Origin of the sequence: Mycobacterium sp. MYCO198283, from assembly GCF_021213805.1 — a bacterium.
Classification (GTDB): domain Bacteria; phylum Actinomycetota; class Actinomycetes; order Mycobacteriales; family Mycobacteriaceae; genus Mycobacterium.
The window spans coordinates 686,283-701,310 of the sequence record NZ_JAJQJI010000001.1 but is presented as its reverse complement, the minus strand read 5'-3'; the positions used below and the strand labels follow the sequence as shown (position 1 = coordinate 701,310).

The window sequence follows — 15,028 nt, the reverse complement described above, 5'->3', positions numbered from 1 at the left end:
AGGGCTCGCCCGAAGAGAAAGCGCCTGAGATGAGCGATCTTCGATCGGCGGCCGAGGAGATCAAGGCCGCCGGGCGGAGCGCGCCGCGCCTCGGCCCGGATCCGGTGAACCAGCCGATGATCCGGCATTGGGTGGAGGCCATCGGCGACGCGAACCCGGTCTACGTCGACGAGGCGGCCGCGCGGGCGGCGGGGCATCCCGGCATCGTCGCACCGCCCGCGATGATCCAGGTGTGGACGATGGCCGGTCTGCGCGGCCGGCGCGCCGACGACGATCCGCTGAGCAAGATGATGGCGCTGTTCGACGAGGCCGGTTATGTCGGGGTGGTCGCGACGAACTGCGAGCAGACTTACCACCGCTATTTGCAGCTCGGCGAGCATGTCAGCATCAGCGCCGAGCTGACCGACGTGATCGGCCCGAAGAACACCGCCCTGGGCGAGGGCTACTTCATCAACCAGAAGATGACCTGGTACGTCGGGGACGACGACAGCAATCCAGTCGCCGAGATGGACTGGCGCATCCTGAAATTCCGGCCCAAGAGCGGCGCGGAGCCAGCGGCAACGGCGGTCCCGGACGACCTCGACGCCGACGCGATGATGCGCCCGGCCTCGTCGAAGGACACCAAGTTCTTCTGGGACGGCGTCAACGCGCACGAACTCCGCATTCAGCGCCGGCCCGACGGCAGCCTGCAGCATCCGCCGGTGCCGGCCATCTGGGCGGACAAGGACCAGCCGACCGACTATGTCGTCGCGTCGGGCAACGGCACGGTGTTCAGCTTCGTCGTGCACCACGCGCCGAAGGTGCCGGGCCGCACGCTGCCGTTCGTGATCGCGCTCGTCGAACTGGAGGAGGGCGTTCGCATGCTCGGGGAGTTGCGCAACATCGAACCCGCCGCGGTGCAGATCGGAATGCCGGTTCGCGCAACGTACATCGACTTCCCCGCCAACGACGTGGGGCCGGCGTGGACGCTGTACGCCTGGGAGCCGGCCGCGTGAGCGCGCTCGCGGTGGGCGCCACGCTGCCTGAACTGACGCTCTACGGCGATCCGACCTTCATCGTCTCCACGGCCATCGCCACCCGCGACTTCCAGGACGTGCACCACGATCGGGACAAGGCGCAGGCCAAGGGCTCGAAGGACATCTTCGTCAACATCTTGACCGACACCGGGTTGGTCGAGCGCTATGTCACCGACTGGGCCGGCCCGGATGCTCGCGTCCGCTCGATCGGGCTGCGGCTCGGTGTGCCGTGGTACGCCTACGACACGGTCACGTTCTCCGGTGAGGTGACCGAGGTCGACGGCGACGTGGTGACGCTCAAGGTGGTCGGCGCCAACAGCCTCGGCAACCACGTGATCGCCACCGCCACAGTTCAACTCGGAGGAGCTGTCTGATGCCCGGTCCGCTCGGCGGCAAGGCGGCGATCGCCGGGATCGGCGCGACGGACTTCTCGAAGAACTCGGGCCGCAGCGAGCTGCGGCTGGCGGCCGAGGCCGTGCTCGACGCGCTCGACGACGCCGGCCTGACACCCGCCGACGTCGACGGCATGACGACGTTCACGATGGACTCGAACACCGAGGTTGCGATCGCCCGCGCCACGGGCATCGGCGAGCTGAAGTTCTTCTCGAAGATCCACCACGGTGGCGGCGCGGCCTGCGCCACTGTCCAGCAGGCGGCCATCGCGGTCGCGACCGGTGTCGCCGACTGCGTGGTCGCCTACCGTGCGTTCAACGAGCGGTCGGGGGTGCGGTTCGGGCAGGTGCAGACCCGGTTGGTCGAGAACGCCGATTCGACCGGCGTCGACAACTCGTTCTCCTACCCGCACGGGCTCTCCACCCCGGCGGCGCAGGTGGCGATGATCGCCAAGCGCTACATGCATCTGTCCGGTGCGACGAGCCGTGATTTCGGCGCCGTGAGCGTCGCCGACCGCAAGCATGCCGCAAACAACCCGAACGCCTACTTCTACGGCAAGCCGATCACCATCGAGGACCACCAGAACTCGCGGTGGATCGCCGAACCGCTGCGGTTGCTCGACTGCTGCCAGGAGACCGACGGCGCCGTTGCGCTCGTCATCACCAGCGCCGAGCGGGCCAAGGACCTCAAACACCGGCCCGCGGTCATCGAAGCCGCCGCGCAGGGCGCGTCACCCAACCAGTATTCGATGGTGAGCTACTACCGGCCCGAGCTTGACGGCCTGCCGGAGATGGGGTTGGTCGGCCGGCAGCTGTGGTCGCAATCCGGCCTGCGGCCCGACGACATCCAGACCGCGGTCCTCTACGACCACTTCACCCCGTTCACGCTGATCCAGCTGGAGGAACTCGGGTTCTGCGGCTGGGGTGAAGCCAAGGACTTCGTCGCCGACGGCGCGATCGAGGTCGGCGGCCGGCTGCCGATCAACACCCACGGCGGTCAGCTGGGCGAGGCCTACATCCACGGGATGAACGGGATCGCCGAAGGGGTGCGGCAGCTGCGGGGCACCTCCGTCAACCAGGTCGACGGCGTGGAGCATGTGCTCGTCACCGCGGGCACCGGTGTTCCCACGTCCGGATTGATCCTCGGCTGACTCGTCGCCGGTTAGGCTCGGACGCGGACGTTGACGGGCGGACCTGGGGGCGTGGCGTGATGGTGAGCCGGGTGGTGGTTTCCCGATGACCGTGCCGGAACCGATCGCCGACGACGCCGACACCGGGCCGGTGCACGTCGTGCCGCCGTCGCCGCCCGTCGCTGCAGCCCCGGCCTGGGGGCCGCCACCGCCGGCGCCGCCACCGGCATGGAGCACGTACTTCGACGCCGCGGCCGTGCCGCAGCCCCGACGGATCCGGCGCGGCCGGGGTCGAATCGTCGTGATCGGCGCCGCCGTCGTGTTGACGCTGGCGGGTGTGGCGGCCGGGGCGTATTGGCTGACCCGCCCCGACGACGACCCGCCGGCCACGTCGGCTCCCGCATCGCAGCCCGGCGGCAGCACCACCGAAAGTGACCGCCCCGCAGCCGATCCGGCAGGGCAGGCCCTGCTGCGCGAATTCTTGCCGACGGGCTACCCACCCGACAGTTGCACGCCGGCCGACGCACCCGCCGGAGCCGACGCGCGCCTGGTGTGCGGCCCCAACACGGACCCCGGCGGGCCGGTGTCGTCGTCCTACACGCTCGCCACCGATCCGGCGGCGCTGGCCGCCGCGCTCGGCGACCACATGGCCGGCATCACCGTGGTCGGCTGTCCGCGCAACATGCAGTCACCGGGGCCGTGGCGCCGTAACGCCACCCCGGAGAAGGCCAGCGGCACACTGGTGTGCGGCTTCCGTGGCGACCGGCCGACGCTGGCGTGGACCGACGACACCCAGCGGGTGCTCGCCACCACCGAGTCGACCCCGGCCGGCCCGAACCTCGACCAGCTCTACACCTGGTGGGCCACGCACGCCTGAGCCGCGGCACGGTCCTAGGCCGCGACGAGCTCCACACCTGCGAGCGCCACGGCGTCGTCCCGCTCCGGCACCACCACCACCCCGGTCAGTGTGCCGCCGTCCTCCCAGGCCCGCACCGACAGCGTCTCGCCCGGGAATACGACGCCGGCGAACCGGGCGCCGTACGAGCCGACGCGGGTGGCGTCGCCGTCGAGGAAGCGATCGACGAGCGCCTTACAGGTCATGCCGTAGGTGCACAGCCCGTGCAGGATCGGCCGCGGAAAGCCGGCGGCGGCGGCGAATTCGGGATCGGAGTGCAGCGGGTTGCGGTCGCCGCACAGCCGGTAGAGCAGCGCCTGCTGCGGCAGCACCGGCACCGCGATCTCGACGTCGGGGGCCCGGTCGGGTGGCGCGGTCGACGTCGACGGGCCGCGTTCGCCGCCGAAACCGCCCTCGCCGCGAGCGAAGATCGACCGGCGCTGCGTCCACAGCGGATCGCCGTCGAGCGTGGTGACGGTGGTCTCCGACCAGATGACCGCCGCCTTGCCCTTGTCCCAGATGTCGACGATCCGCGTCACGCCGCGTCCGGAACCCGACGGCGGCAGCGGACCCGCCGCGGTCACGGCTTCGCTGGCGTGCAGCACCTTCGAGAGCTCGATGTCGATGCCGGGGAAGCTCACCGTCGGCGGTTCGGTCATGTGGAACGTCGCCGCCACGCTGCCGAACGTGGGCAGCACCTGCGGCGTGTTGTCGACGAGATAGCGCAGTTCCCGCGGGTCGAGCGGATCGGCGCCCGCACCCAGCCCCAAATGGTAGAGCTGCACATCGCTGCTGCTCCAGGAGAACTCGACCGGTGGCAGCTCGGCGCCCAGCGCCGCGTCGAGATCGATCGGCATCGCTAGGCCACCGTGCCCTGCTGCGCCGTTGCGGCGGACGCCAGGTGGAGCGCCGCCAGGTAGCCGAAGGTCATCGCCGGGCCGATGGTGCCGCCGGGGCCGGGATAGGTGTGGCCCATCACCGGCGAGCTGACGTTACCGGCCGCATACAGGCCGTCGATCACGCTGCCGTCGTCGCGGAGCGCGCGGCCGTGGACGTCGGTGCGGATGCCGCCCTTGGTGCCCAGGTCGCCCGGCACCAATTTCGCGGCGTAGTACGGCGGATGCGTCAGCTCACCGAGATTGGGGTTCGGCTTGTTCGTCGGATCGCCGTAGTAGCGGTCGTAGGCGCTCTCACCGCGGTGGAAGTCATCGTCGACGCCGCTGCGGGCGAAACCGTTGAACCGCTCGACGGTGGCTTTGAAGTCCTGCGCCGGCAGTCCGGTCGCGGCGGCCAGCTCGTCGAGCGTGTCCGCCTTGACGATCACACCGGACTCCAGCCACTTGCGCGGAATCCGCTGCCCCGGCTGCAGACCCGCGAAGATGTAGCGGTCGCGGTACTGCTGGTCGAACACCAGCCACGCCGGCACGTTCTCGCCGGGGCCGGGCCCCTGGCCGTACTCGCCGCCGTACATGCGGTGGCAGGCCTCGACGTAGGGCATGGACTCGTTCATGAACCGCTTGCCGTTCAGGTTCACGATGATCGAGCCGGGCGAATTGCGTTCCGACAGCGCGAACCACGGCGCACCGACGAGCGGCACGGTGGGTCCCCACCACGCGTCTTCCATGAGTTCGAGTGCGGCGCCCAGCTTCTCGGCAGCCAGGATGCCGTCGCCGGTGTTGGCCTTTGCGCCGACCGTCCATTCGGTGGTGATCGGTGCCCGCTGGTATTTCACGCGCATCTGCTCGTTGTGCTCGAAGCCGCCGCTGCCCAGGATGACGCCGCGGCGGCAGCGGATCAGTTGCGGGTCGGCGCCGGCGGAGTCCCCCGCCTCGACGACATAGACACCACGCACCGCGCCGCCCTCGACGTAGAGGTCGGTCAGCGCGGTGTTGAGCCGCAGCGGCACCCCGGCGTCGCGCAGGCCGATGCGCAGCGGCGCGATCAACGCGCGGCCCATGCCGACCAGCGCCTTGCCGGTGGCCTTGGCCCACATGGTGCGGGCGCCGATCCTGACGCTGCGCAACACGCCCCGGGGATGGCGCTTGAGCTGGTTCAGCCGTACATAGTCCTGCTGCATCACGACCACGTTGAGCGGCACCTTGCCGTAGGGCGGCTCGAGGTTCTGCAGGTCGTCGCCGAGCCGCTTGGCGTCGAACGGCTTGGGCTCGACCGACCGCCCGCCCGCCCGCCCGCCGGGCGTCTCGGGGTAGTAGTCGGAGTAGTTCGGCACCCAGCACAACTCCAGCGGCGTGTGCTTGAGCACGAACGACAACATCTCGGGCGCCCGCTCGAGATAGGTGTCGATGCGTTCGGCCGGGACGACGTCGCCGATGATCGTGTGCAGATAGGTGCGCGCGGCCTCCGGTGTATCGGTGACGCCGTCGCGCTTGAGGATCTCGTTGTTGGGGATCCACACGCCGCCGCCGGAGCGCGCGGTCGAGCCGCCGAAGTGCGGGGCCTTCTCGATGACGATCGCCGAAAGACCCTGGTGGGCAGCCGTGAGTGCCGCGACCATGCCGGCGGCGCCGCTCCCGACGACGATGACGTCATACTCCTGGTCGGTCATGTAGAACACGTTATAGAATTGGCCGCGCCAGGCGCCAGCGGCCCCTGTCTGACGTGCACCATCCCGACCGCAGAGCGGCGCTATAAGGTTTCGAGAATGTTGACTGCCCAAACGCGAGAACAGCTTGCTGCGGAGCTGGCCGAGGCGGAGCGCAGCCGCGAGCCGCTGACGCCGTTGACGGGCCGGCACGGCGACATCGACGTGGTGGACGCTTACGAGATCCAGCTGATCAACATCCGGCGGCGGGTCGCCGACGGCGCCCGGGTGGTGGGCCACAAGGTGGGCCTGTCGAGTGAGGCCATGCAGCAGATGATGGGTGTCGACGAGCCGGATTACGGCCATCTGCTCGACGAGATGCAGGTGTTCGAAGACAAGCCTGTGCCGGCCCGTCGTTATCTGTATCCGCGGGTCGAGGTGGAGGTGGGTTTCGTGCTGGCGCAGGACCTGCCGGGCGCGGACTGCACCGAGGATGACGTGCTGGCCGGCACGGCGGCGTTCGCGCCGGCGATCGAGCTGATCGACACCCGCATCAAGGACTGGAAGATCGCGCTGTGCGACACCATCGCCGACAACGCGTCGTCGGCGGGCTGGGTGCTCGGCGAGGCGCGGGTGAAGCCGGGCGATGTTGATGTCACGGCCATCGACGCCGTCTTGACGCGCAACGGCGAGGTGGTCGCCGAGGGCCGCAGCGATGCGGTGCTGGGAAATCCGGTGACGGCGGTGGCGTGGCTCGCGCGCAAGGTGGAGAGTTTCGGTGTGCGGTTGAAGGCCGGGGACATCGTGCTGCCGGGATCGTGCACGCGGGCCATCGACGCGCGGCCGGGTGATGCGTTCGTCGCCGATTTCGCCGGCCTCGGGTCGGTCCGATTGTCATTCGAGTAGAGGAGGGGCCGATGGCCCAGAAAGCTCAAGTCGCGATCGTCGGGTCCGGCAACATCAGCACCGATCTGCTGTACAAGTTGTTGCGGTCGGAGTGGCTGGAGCCGCGGTGGATGGTCGGTATCGACCCCGACAGCGACGGGTTGAAGCGGGCGCGCGACCTCGGCCTGGAGACCACGGCGCAGGGTGTGGACTGGCTCCTGGCCCAGGACGACAAACCGGACCTGTTGTTCGAGGCGACCAGCGCCTACGTGCACCGGGCCGCCGCGCCGAAATACGCCGAAGCCGGGATCCGGGCCATCGATCTGACCCCGGCCGCGGTGGGTCCGGCGGTGATCCCCCCGGCGAACCTGCGTGAGCATCTGGATGCGCCGAACGTCAACATGATCACCTGCGGCGGGCAGGCCACGATCCCGATCGTGCACGCGGTATCGCGCGCGTTGGTCGATAACGGCGGGGTTCCGTATGCGGAGATCGTGGCGTCGGTGTCCAGCAGCAGCGCCGGCCCGGGCACGCGGGCCAACATCGACGAGTTCACCAAGACCACCAAACGCGGGGTGGAGACGATCGGTGGTGCGGCGCGCGGCAAGGCGATCATCATCCTCAACCCGGCTGATCCGCCGATGATCATGCGCGACACCATCTTCTGCGCCATTCCCGAGGACGCCGACCGTGACGCGATCGCCACGTCGATCCACGATGTGGTGGCCGAGGTGCAGACGTATGTGCCCGGCTACCGGTTGCTCAACGAGCCGCAGTTCGACGACCCGTCCATCAACTCCGGTGGGCAGGCGGTGGTGACGACGTTCATCGAGGTCGAGGGTGCCGGCGATTACCTGCCGACCTACGCCGGCAACCTCGACATCATGACCGCCGCGGCCACCAAGGTGGGCGAGGAGATCGCCAAGGAGCCCCTCAGCAAGGCGGGAGCCCAAGCATGAGCAGCGACATCTTCTTCGACTCCAGCTGGGACGTCCGGATCACCGACACCTCGCTGCGCGACGGGTCGCACCACAAGCGCCACCAGTTCACCGCCGACGAGGTCCGGTCGATCGTCGCCGCGCTGGACACCGCCGGCGTGCCGGTCATCGAGGTCACCCACGGCGACGGGCTGGGCGGGTCGAGCTTCAACTACGGGTTCTCCAAGACCCCCGAGCAGGAGCTGATCAAGCTCGCCGCCGAGACGGCGAAGGACGCCAAGATCGCGTTCCTCATGCTGCCCGGGGTCGGCACCAAAGAGGACATCATCGAGGCCCAGGACAACGGCGGTGAGATCTGCCGGATCGCCACGCACTGCACCGAGGCCGACGTGTCCATTCAGCACTTCGGGTTGGCGCGTGAACGCGGGCTGGAAACCGTTGGCTTCCTGATGATGAGCCACACCATCGGCCCGGAGAAGCTCGCCGCGCAGGCGCGGATCATGGCCGATGCCGGCTGCCAGTGTGTCTACGTCGTCGACAGCGCGGGTGCATTGGTGTTGGAGGGCGTCCGCGACCGGGTGGCCGCGCTGGTCGACGAACTGGGGTCGGACGCCCAGGTGGGTTTCCACGGCCACGAGAACCTCGGCCTCGGCGTCGCCAACTCCATCGAGGCGGTGCGCGCGGGCGCCAAGCAGATCGACGGCTCGTGCCGCCGGTTCGGCGCCGGCGCCGGCAACGCCCCCGTCGAGGCGCTGATCGGGGTGTTCGACAAGATCGGCGTCAAGACCGGCATCGATTTCTTCGACATCGCCGACGCCGCCGAGGAAGTCGTCGCCCCCGCCATGCCCGCCGAATGCCTGCTGGACCGCAACGCGCTGATCATGGGTTACTCCGGCGTGTACTCCAGCTTCCTCAAGCACGCCATCCGCCAGTCCGAGCGCTACGGCGTGCCCGCGCACAAGCTGCTGCACCGCGCGGGGCAGCGCAAGCTGATCGGCGGCCAGGAAGACCAACTCATCGACATCGCGCTCGAGCTCAAGCGCGAGATGGAGGGCTCCGCGACGTCCTGACCCGCCGCCGTGTCGGTGGCGGCGGGCACGATGGGCGCATGATCACGCGCGACGACGCCCAGGCGATCCTGACGCAGCTCGCCGGTCCGGCGGCGCGGTTGCGTGACGACCAGTGGACGGCCATCGAGGCGCTGGTGGTCGGCCGACGCCGCGCGCTCGTCGTCCAGCGCACCGGCTGGGGCAAGTCGGCCGTCTACTTCATCGCCGCGAAGCTGCTGCGCGACGCCGGGCACGGGCCGACGGTCATCGTGTCGCCGCTGCTGGCGCTGATGCGCAACCAGGTCGCGGCGGCCGAGCGGGCCGGGGTGCGCGCCGCGACCATCAACTCCGGCAACGTCGCCGAGTGGGACGGGATCCACGAGCGGGTCCGCGCCCGCGACCTCGATGTGCTGCTGGTCAGCCCGGAGCGGCTCAACAACCCGGACTTCCGTGACAGCGTGCTGCCTTCGCTGGCTGCCGACGCCGGGCTCGTCGTGGTCGACGAGGCGCACTGTGTGTCCGACTGGGGCCATGACTTTCGGCCCGACTACCGACGCATCCGCACGCTGCTCGCCGACCTCGGCGCCGATGTGCCGGTGCTCGCCACCACGGCGACTGCCAACGACCGCGTGGTGGCGGACGTCGCGGCGCAGCTCGGGGTGGGCGATGCACACGGCGACACGCTGGTGCTGCGCGGGTCGCTCGACCGGGAGTCGTTGCGGCTGTCGGTCGTCAAGGCCGGCACCACCACGCAGCGCGCGGCCTGGATCGCGCAGCACCTGGCCGATCTCCCGGGTTCGGGGATCATCTACACGCTCACCGTTGCGCAGGCGTCCGACGTGGCAACGCTGCTGCGCGATCGCGGCCATCGGGTGGCCGCCTACACCGGCGCCACCGATCCGGCCGAGCGTGAACAGCTCGAAGCCGACCTGCTGGCCAACGACGTCAAGGCGCTGGTGGCGACGTCCGCGCTCGGCATGGGTTTCGACAAGCCCGACCTCGGCTTCGTCGTCCACCTCGGCGCGCCGTCGTCGCCGATCTCCTACTACCAGCAGGTCGGGCGCGCCGGCCGAGCGGCCGAGTCGGCCGAGGTGGTGCTGCTGCCCGGCCACGAGGACCGCGAGGTGTGGCGGTACTTCGCGTCGGTCGCCTTCCCCGCCGAATCGGCGGTGCGCGCGGTGCTGCGGGCGCTCGACACCGACCGTCCGCTGTCCACGCCCGCCCTCGAACCGCTGGTGGACCTCGGGCGCACCCGGCTGGAGATGGTGCTCAAGGTGCTCGACGTCGACGGCGCTGTCCGGCGGGTGAAGGGCGGCTGGCTGGCGACCGGCGAACCGTGGACCTACGACGAGGAGCGCTACCGCCGGCTCGACGAGGCGCGCCGCCGCGAACAGCAGGCGATGCTCGACTACCAGGACACCGACGCCTGCCGCATGGCGTTTCTGCGTGCTCAGCTCGACGACCCGGAGCTGCGCGAGGGCGACCGCTGCGGCCGCTGCGACAACTGCACGCCACCGCGCTATCGCGCCGACGTCGACGCCGCGGCGCTGCAGGCCACCCGCGACGAACTGCTGCGGCCCGGCGTCGAGGTGTTGCCGCGGCGGCAGTGGCCGTCGGGCATGGCGAAGCTCGGCGTCGAGGTGTCCGGGCGCATCAGCGACGGACCGGCCGCGGGCCGGGTCATCGGGCGGCTCACCGACCTCGGCTGGGGTGCCGCGCTGCGCCGGCTGCTCGACGCCCCCGACGCCCCCGTTCCCGACGACATCGTGCGGGCGGCGGTCGACGTGCTCGCCGGCTGGCGGTGGGAGACCCGGCCGACGGCGGTCATGGCGCTCGACTCCGAGCGGCACCCGCTGCTCATCCGGTCGCTGGCCGAGCGGCTCGCGCAGCTGGGTCGGCTCACCGATCTCGGGGTGCTGCATTACGCGCCGGACCGCCGGCCGGTGACCGCCGCGAACTCGGCGTATCGCGTGGCGGCCCTGCACGGCGCGTGGTCGCCGCCGGACCTGGCCGGTGTCGACGGGCCGGTGCTGCTGGTCGACGACCTGATCGACACCGGCTGGACGGCGACCATGGCCGGCCGGCTGCTGCGCGAGGCCGGCGCGCCCGCGGTGTTGCCGTTCGCTATTGCCGCGGTGTCGTGACCTAGCAGCCCGGCTTCACGCCGCCCAACTGCCGCGTCACCGCGTCCGCGGTCGCTACCACAGCCCGGGCGCGGTCGCGGATCTCGCCGTCGGTGAGCGAGGCGCCGATGTGCAGCGATGCGACCATCGCCTGGCGCTGGTCGCGGTCGAACACCGGCGCCGAGATGACGCTGATGTCGTGGCGGCGGCCGTTGGGGTTCTCGCTGCGCAGGTACACCCGCTCGCCGATGTCGGACACCAATTCGCCGAGCAGCGCCCGCAGCTCGTCGGGCAGGTCGGTGGAGACGCCGGCCAGCAACGAGTACAGCCGCCGGCCGCCCGCGGTGATCCGCTCCACCAGGTAGCCGTCCGCACGACACTCGGCGACCACCCGACGCAGCCGGTCGGAGTCGGTGCGCAGCGCCACCGTTGGCTCCTTCGCGAGCCAGCTGCGCTCGGCGTCGTCGTCCCACAGCACGAACATCAGGCCGACCGGCGGCGCGAACGGGTAACTCTGCCCCACCTCGACGCCGGGGCGGGCGCCGGCGGGCGAGACCAGGTCCAGCACGGTGATCCGGTCGTCGATCACCCCGGACAGCGCGGCCGTGGCGTCGAACCGGGCCGACAGCCGACGGAGCTCGTCACGCGCGGCCGGGCTGATGCGCATCGACTCCTGCGCCCGGTGGCCGAGTGTGATCAGCGCCGGGCCGAGGCGGTAGGTCTTGTCGCAGGGGTCGCGGACGAGGTAGCCGGCGTCGGTCAGCGCGGTGACGATGCCCAGACAGGTCGGCTTGCTGAGCCCGGTCTGTCGCGCGAGGTCGGACAGCCCGAACCGCTGCGTCGGGCGGCCGGCGAGGAAGTCGAGCACACGCACGACGCGGTCGGTGGGAGGGGATGGCCGATTCGGTGGCTCGGCGGACACGGCGGCCAGCCTACGCAACGGTTCATATCTGGACCACTGCGGTCAGCATATTGACTCTTGGTAGAACAGGTTCTAGTTTCACGACTGTGTATTCGCAGCCTTTCATCGACGCGATCGCCGAGGCGGAACGGCTCGTCGCCGAGGCGCCCTTCATCGAGTCCGACGCCGACCTGCTGGAAGGCTTGCAGTACCTGGCCGGTGGCATCGCGGCCTGCGAGCACCTGGCCTTCGACTACGACCGCGATCACCCGTTCCTGCAGTCGGGGACCGGTCCGTTCACCAAGATGGGGCTGGACAATCCGGACACGCTCTACTTCGGCACCCGGGTCCAGGCGAACCATGAGTACGTCGTCACCGGACGCCGCGGCACCACGACCGACCTGAGCTTCCAGCTGCTCGGCGGCGAGTACACCGACGACAACGTGCCGGTCAGTCAGGCGGCATTCGACGACCGCGAACTCGACATCGCCGACGACGGCAGCTTCGAATGGCGCGTCACCCCCACCAGCCCCGGCCAGCTGCTCATCCGCGAGGTCTACAACGACTGGTCGGCGCAGCGCGGATACGTCAGCATCGCCCGGACCGACACCGCCGGCACGGCGCCACCACCGCTCACCAGGGAGCTCATCGAGAAGCGCTACGCCGTCGCCGGCAAGCAGCTCGTGCAGCGGGTCAAGACCTGGCTGCAGTTCCCGCAGTGGTTCTACGACACGCTGCCCGTCAACACGCTGACCGCGCCGCGGCTCACCCCCGGCGGCCTCGCCACGCAGTACTCGTCGGTGGGGCATTACGACCTGGCTCCCGACCAGGCGATCGTCATCACCATCCCGGTGTCCGACGCCCCGTACCTCGGTTTCCAGCTCGGCAGCCTCTGGTACATCTCGCTCGACTACATCAACCACCAGACGTCGCTCAACGGCACCCAGGCGCAGGCCGACCCGGACGGCAATATCCGCATCGTGGTGTCCGAGGCGAACCCCGGCGTCACCAATTGGTGCGAGACGCTGGGCCATCGCAAGGGCTACCTGCAATTCCGCTGGCAGCGACTCTCGCGCGAGTTGGCCGAGGCCGACGGGCCGACCCTGGAGGTAATCGACACGGCCGACGTCGCCCAGGCACTGCCGTACCACGACGCGAACGTCATTTCCGGCGACGATTGGCGAGCGCGTATCGCGCTGCGGCAGCGGCAGATCCAGCACAGGATGGTGGGCTGACATGCTCGACGGCAAGGTGGTCGTCATCAGCGGGGTCGGGCCGGCGCTCGGCACCACGCTCGCCCGGCGATGCGCCGAGGCGGGCGCCGACCTGGTGCTCGCCGCGCGCACCGCCGAACGGCTCGACGACGTGGCACAGCAGCTCACCGGCACCGGCCGGCGAGCCGTCGCGGTGCCCACCGACATCACCGATGAGGAGCAGGTCGCGAACCTCGTCGCACGGACGCTCGAGGAGTACGGCCGGGCGGACGTGTTGATCAACAACGCTTTTCGCGTCCCGTCGATGAAGCCGCTGGCCGACACGACGTTCGAGCACATGCGGGAGGCGATCGAGCTGACGGTGTTCGGGGCGCTGCGGCTGACGCAGGCTTTCACCCCGGCCCTGGCAGAGTCCAAGGGCGCCGTCGTCAACGTCAACTCGATGGTCATCCGGCACTCCCAGCCCAAGTACGGCGCCTACAAGATGGCGAAGTCGGCGTTGCTGGCGATGTCGCAGTCGCTGGCCAGCGAGCTGGGGGAGCAGGGTATCCGCGTTAATTCCGTTGCGCCGGGCTATATCTGGGGTGACACGCTGAAGAGCTATTTCGAGTATCAGGCAAACAAGTACGGCACGGATGTCGACCAGATCTACGCCGCCACGGCGGCGGCGTCGGATCTCAAGCGGCTGCCCACCGAGGACGAGGTGGCCTCGGCCATCGTGTTCCTCGCGAGCGACCTTGCCAGCGGCATCACCGGCCAGACGCTCGACGTCAACTGCGGGGAGTACAAAGCGTGACGCGCACCGACGTCGGGACTGTCGACGACCTGCACGCCTCGGCCACCAAGGCGTGCGGGCTCGACGACTTCGGCACCGACGACGACAACTACCGCGAAGCGCTCGGCGTGCTGCTGGAGTCCTACCGGCGCGACGCCGACCTCACCGAGCTCGGCAGCAAGATGTCGCGCTTCTTCCTGCGCAACGCGCTGGTCGCCCGGCTGCTGTCGGAGGCCGCGTGGAAGCAGCACCCCGAGCACGCCGACGTCCCCATCGAACGGCCGATCTTCGTCACCGGCCTGCCGCGCACGGGCACCACCGCGCTGCACCGACTGCTGACCGCCGACCCCGGTCACCAGGGGCTCGAACTGTGGTTGGCGGAGTTTCCGCAGCCGCGCCCGCCCCGCGAGACCTGGGCCGACAACCCGGTGTTCCAGCAGCTCGACGCGCAGTTCGCGCAGGCCCACAACGAGGACCCGGAATACCTGGGCCTGCACTACATGACCGCCGACGAGGTCGAGGAGTGCTGGCAGCTGCTGCGGCAGTCGCTGCATTCGGTGTCCTACGAGACGCTCGCGCACGTGCCGACCTACGCCCACTGGCTCGCCGAGCAGGACTGGACCAAGCCCTATCAGCGGCACCGCAAGAACTTGCAGCTGATCGGCCTGAACGACGTCGGCAAGCGCTGGGTGCTCAAGAACCCGAGCCACCTGTTCGCGCTCGACGCGCTGTTCGCGGCGTATCCCGATGCGCTCGTGGTGCAGTGCCACCGACCCGCCGAGACGCTGATGGCGTCGATGTGCTCACTGAGCTACCACACCACCAAGGGCTGGTCGAACACCTTCGTCGGCGAGGTGATCGGCCGCGACGCGATGGACACCTGGTCCCGCGGACTGGAGCGCTTCAAAGCCGAACGGGCACAACGCAACCCAGCCCAGTTCTACGACGTCGACTACTTCGACTTCATCCGCGATCCGCTGGCCACCGTCGAGAACATCTACGGGTACTTCGGCATCGAGCTCACGGCCGACGCGCAGGCGGCCATGCAGCAGATGCACGCCGAGAGCCAGCAGGGGCCGCGCGCGCCGAAACACACCTACCGACTCGAGGACTACGGCCTGACCGCCGAGGCGGTGAAAGCCCGGTTCGAGGGGCTGTGAGCGGCGCC

Annotated in this window: 14 protein-coding genes; 11 read left to right on the top strand and 3 right to left on the bottom strand. The window is 69.8% G+C overall.

Annotated features, from left to right (window positions below):
• Positions 1-29 precede the first annotated feature (29 nt).
• The 4 genes from LV457_RS03635 to LV457_RS03620 all read left to right on the top strand — a co-directional run bounded on the left by LV457_RS03635 (position 30) and on the right by LV457_RS03620 (position 3,415).
• Positions 30-995 (top strand): bifunctional MaoC family dehydratase N-terminal/OB-fold nucleic acid binding domain-containing protein, encoded by a 966-nt coding sequence (locus LV457_RS03635; protein ID WP_232169046.1) that lies wholly within the window; start codon positions 30-32, stop codon positions 993-995.
• Between the two features lie 11 nt (positions 996-1,006).
• Positions 1,007-1,390, top strand: a complete 384-nt coding sequence (locus LV457_RS03630) for a MaoC family dehydratase (RefSeq protein WP_374198722.1) — start codon at positions 1,007-1,009, stop codon at positions 1,388-1,390.
• Complete coding sequence (locus tag LV457_RS03625; RefSeq protein ID WP_232169044.1) at positions 1,390-2,559, top strand: lipid-transfer protein; 1,170 nt, start codon at positions 1,390-1,392, stop codon at positions 2,557-2,559. The genes LV457_RS03630 and LV457_RS03625 overlap by 1 nt, the downstream gene beginning before the upstream one ends.
• An 85-nt stretch (positions 2,560-2,644) precedes the next feature.
• The gene (locus LV457_RS03620; RefSeq protein ID WP_232169043.1) at positions 2,645-3,415 is read left to right on the top strand and encodes a hypothetical protein; all 771 of its coding nucleotides are present in this window, start codon (positions 2,645-2,647) and stop codon (positions 3,413-3,415) included.
• Positions 3,416-3,429: 14 nt separating this feature from the next.
• Here LV457_RS03620 and LV457_RS03615 read toward each other — a convergent pair whose 3' ends face one another.
• Together LV457_RS03615 and kstD are read right to left on the bottom strand one after the other, a co-directional pair.
• The gene (locus LV457_RS03615) at positions 3,430-4,290 is read right to left on the bottom strand and encodes a MaoC/PaaZ C-terminal domain-containing protein (RefSeq protein ID WP_232169042.1); all 861 of its coding nucleotides are present in this window, start codon (positions 4,288-4,290) and stop codon (positions 3,430-3,432) included.
• 2 nt (positions 4,291-4,292) lie between these two features.
• Entirely contained in the window at positions 4,293-5,999 is a 1,707-nt protein-coding gene (kstD, locus tag LV457_RS03610; protein ID WP_232169041.1) for a 3-oxosteroid 1-dehydrogenase, read from the bottom strand.
• A gap of 96 nt (positions 6,000-6,095) precedes the next feature.
• Between kstD and LV457_RS03605 the strand changes: the two genes are divergently transcribed.
• The 4 genes from LV457_RS03605 to LV457_RS03590 are packed head-to-tail and all read left to right on the top strand — an operon-like array spanning position 6,096 to position 10,991.
• The gene (locus LV457_RS03605; RefSeq protein WP_232169233.1) at positions 6,096-6,881 is read left to right on the top strand and encodes a 2-keto-4-pentenoate hydratase; all 786 of its coding nucleotides are present in this window, start codon (positions 6,096-6,098) and stop codon (positions 6,879-6,881) included.
• Between the two features lie 11 nt (positions 6,882-6,892).
• A complete protein-coding gene (locus LV457_RS03600; RefSeq protein ID WP_232169040.1) occupies positions 6,893-7,819 on the top strand; it encodes an acetaldehyde dehydrogenase (acetylating) in 927 nt (308 codons plus the stop codon).
• Complete coding sequence (gene dmpG / locus LV457_RS03595; RefSeq protein WP_232169039.1) at positions 7,816-8,868, top strand: 4-hydroxy-2-oxovalerate aldolase; 1,053 nt, start codon at positions 7,816-7,818, stop codon at positions 8,866-8,868. Before LV457_RS03600 ends, dmpG begins: the two co-directional genes overlap by 4 nt.
• Before the next feature lie 38 nt (positions 8,869-8,906).
• Entirely contained in the window at positions 8,907-10,991 is a 2,085-nt protein-coding gene (locus LV457_RS03590) for a RecQ family ATP-dependent DNA helicase (protein ID WP_232169038.1), read from the top strand.
• A gap of 1 nt (position 10,992) precedes the next feature.
• Here LV457_RS03590 and LV457_RS03585 read toward each other — a convergent pair whose 3' ends face one another.
• Entirely contained in the window at positions 10,993-11,844 is an 852-nt protein-coding gene (locus LV457_RS03585; protein WP_374198705.1) for an IclR family transcriptional regulator, read from the bottom strand.
• Between the two features lie 134 nt (positions 11,845-11,978).
• Here LV457_RS03585 and LV457_RS03580 point away from each other — a divergent pair, with 134 nt between their 5' ends.
• Genes LV457_RS03580 through LV457_RS03570 form a run of 3 tightly spaced genes read left to right on the top strand, consistent with a single transcriptional unit; the run spans position 11,979 to position 15,020 of the window.
• On the top strand, positions 11,979-13,106 hold the full coding sequence (locus LV457_RS03580) for a hypothetical protein (protein WP_232169037.1): 1,128 nt from the start codon (positions 11,979-11,981) through the stop codon (positions 13,104-13,106).
• Between the two features lies 1 nt (position 13,107).
• Positions 13,108-13,881, top strand: coding sequence for an SDR family oxidoreductase (locus tag LV457_RS03575; RefSeq protein WP_232169036.1), 774 nt, complete (start codon positions 13,108-13,110; stop codon positions 13,879-13,881).
• A complete protein-coding gene (locus LV457_RS03570) occupies positions 13,878-15,020 on the top strand; it encodes a sulfotransferase (RefSeq protein ID WP_232169035.1) in 1,143 nt (380 codons plus the stop codon). Before LV457_RS03575 ends, LV457_RS03570 begins: the two co-directional genes overlap by 4 nt.
• Positions 15,021-15,028 lie beyond the last annotated feature (8 nt).

Excerpts from the sequence above, each read along its gene's own strand:
- LV457_RS03590 (WP_232169038.1), top strand. The coding sequence starts at position 8,907 with ATGATCACGCGCGACGACGCCCAGGCGATCCTGACGCAGCTCGCCGGT.
- LV457_RS03600 (WP_232169040.1), top strand. The coding sequence starts at position 6,893 with ATGGCCCAGAAAGCTCAAGTCGCGATCGTCGGGTCCGGCAACATCAGC.
- LV457_RS03635 (WP_232169046.1), top strand. The coding sequence starts at position 30 with ATGAGCGATCTTCGATCGGCGGCCGAGGAGATCAAGGCCGCCGGGCGG.
- dmpG (WP_232169039.1), top strand. The coding sequence starts at position 7,816 with ATGAGCAGCGACATCTTCTTCGACTCCAGCTGGGACGTCCGGATCACC.
- LV457_RS03625 (WP_232169044.1), top strand. The coding sequence starts at position 1,390 with ATGCCCGGTCCGCTCGGCGGCAAGGCGGCGATCGCCGGGATCGGCGCG.
- LV457_RS03575 (WP_232169036.1), top strand. The coding sequence starts at position 13,108 with ATGCTCGACGGCAAGGTGGTCGTCATCAGCGGGGTCGGGCCGGCGCTC.
- LV457_RS03605 (WP_232169233.1), top strand. The coding sequence starts at position 6,096 with ATGTTGACTGCCCAAACGCGAGAACAGCTTGCTGCGGAGCTGGCCGAG.
- kstD (WP_232169041.1), bottom strand. The coding sequence starts at position 5,999 with ATGACCGACCAGGAGTATGACGTCATCGTCGTCGGGAGCGGCGCCGCC.
- LV457_RS03620 (WP_232169043.1), top strand. The coding sequence starts at position 2,645 with ATGACCGTGCCGGAACCGATCGCCGACGACGCCGACACCGGGCCGGTG.
- LV457_RS03615 (WP_232169042.1), bottom strand. The coding sequence starts at position 4,290 with ATGCCGATCGATCTCGACGCGGCGCTGGGCGCCGAGCTGCCACCGGTC.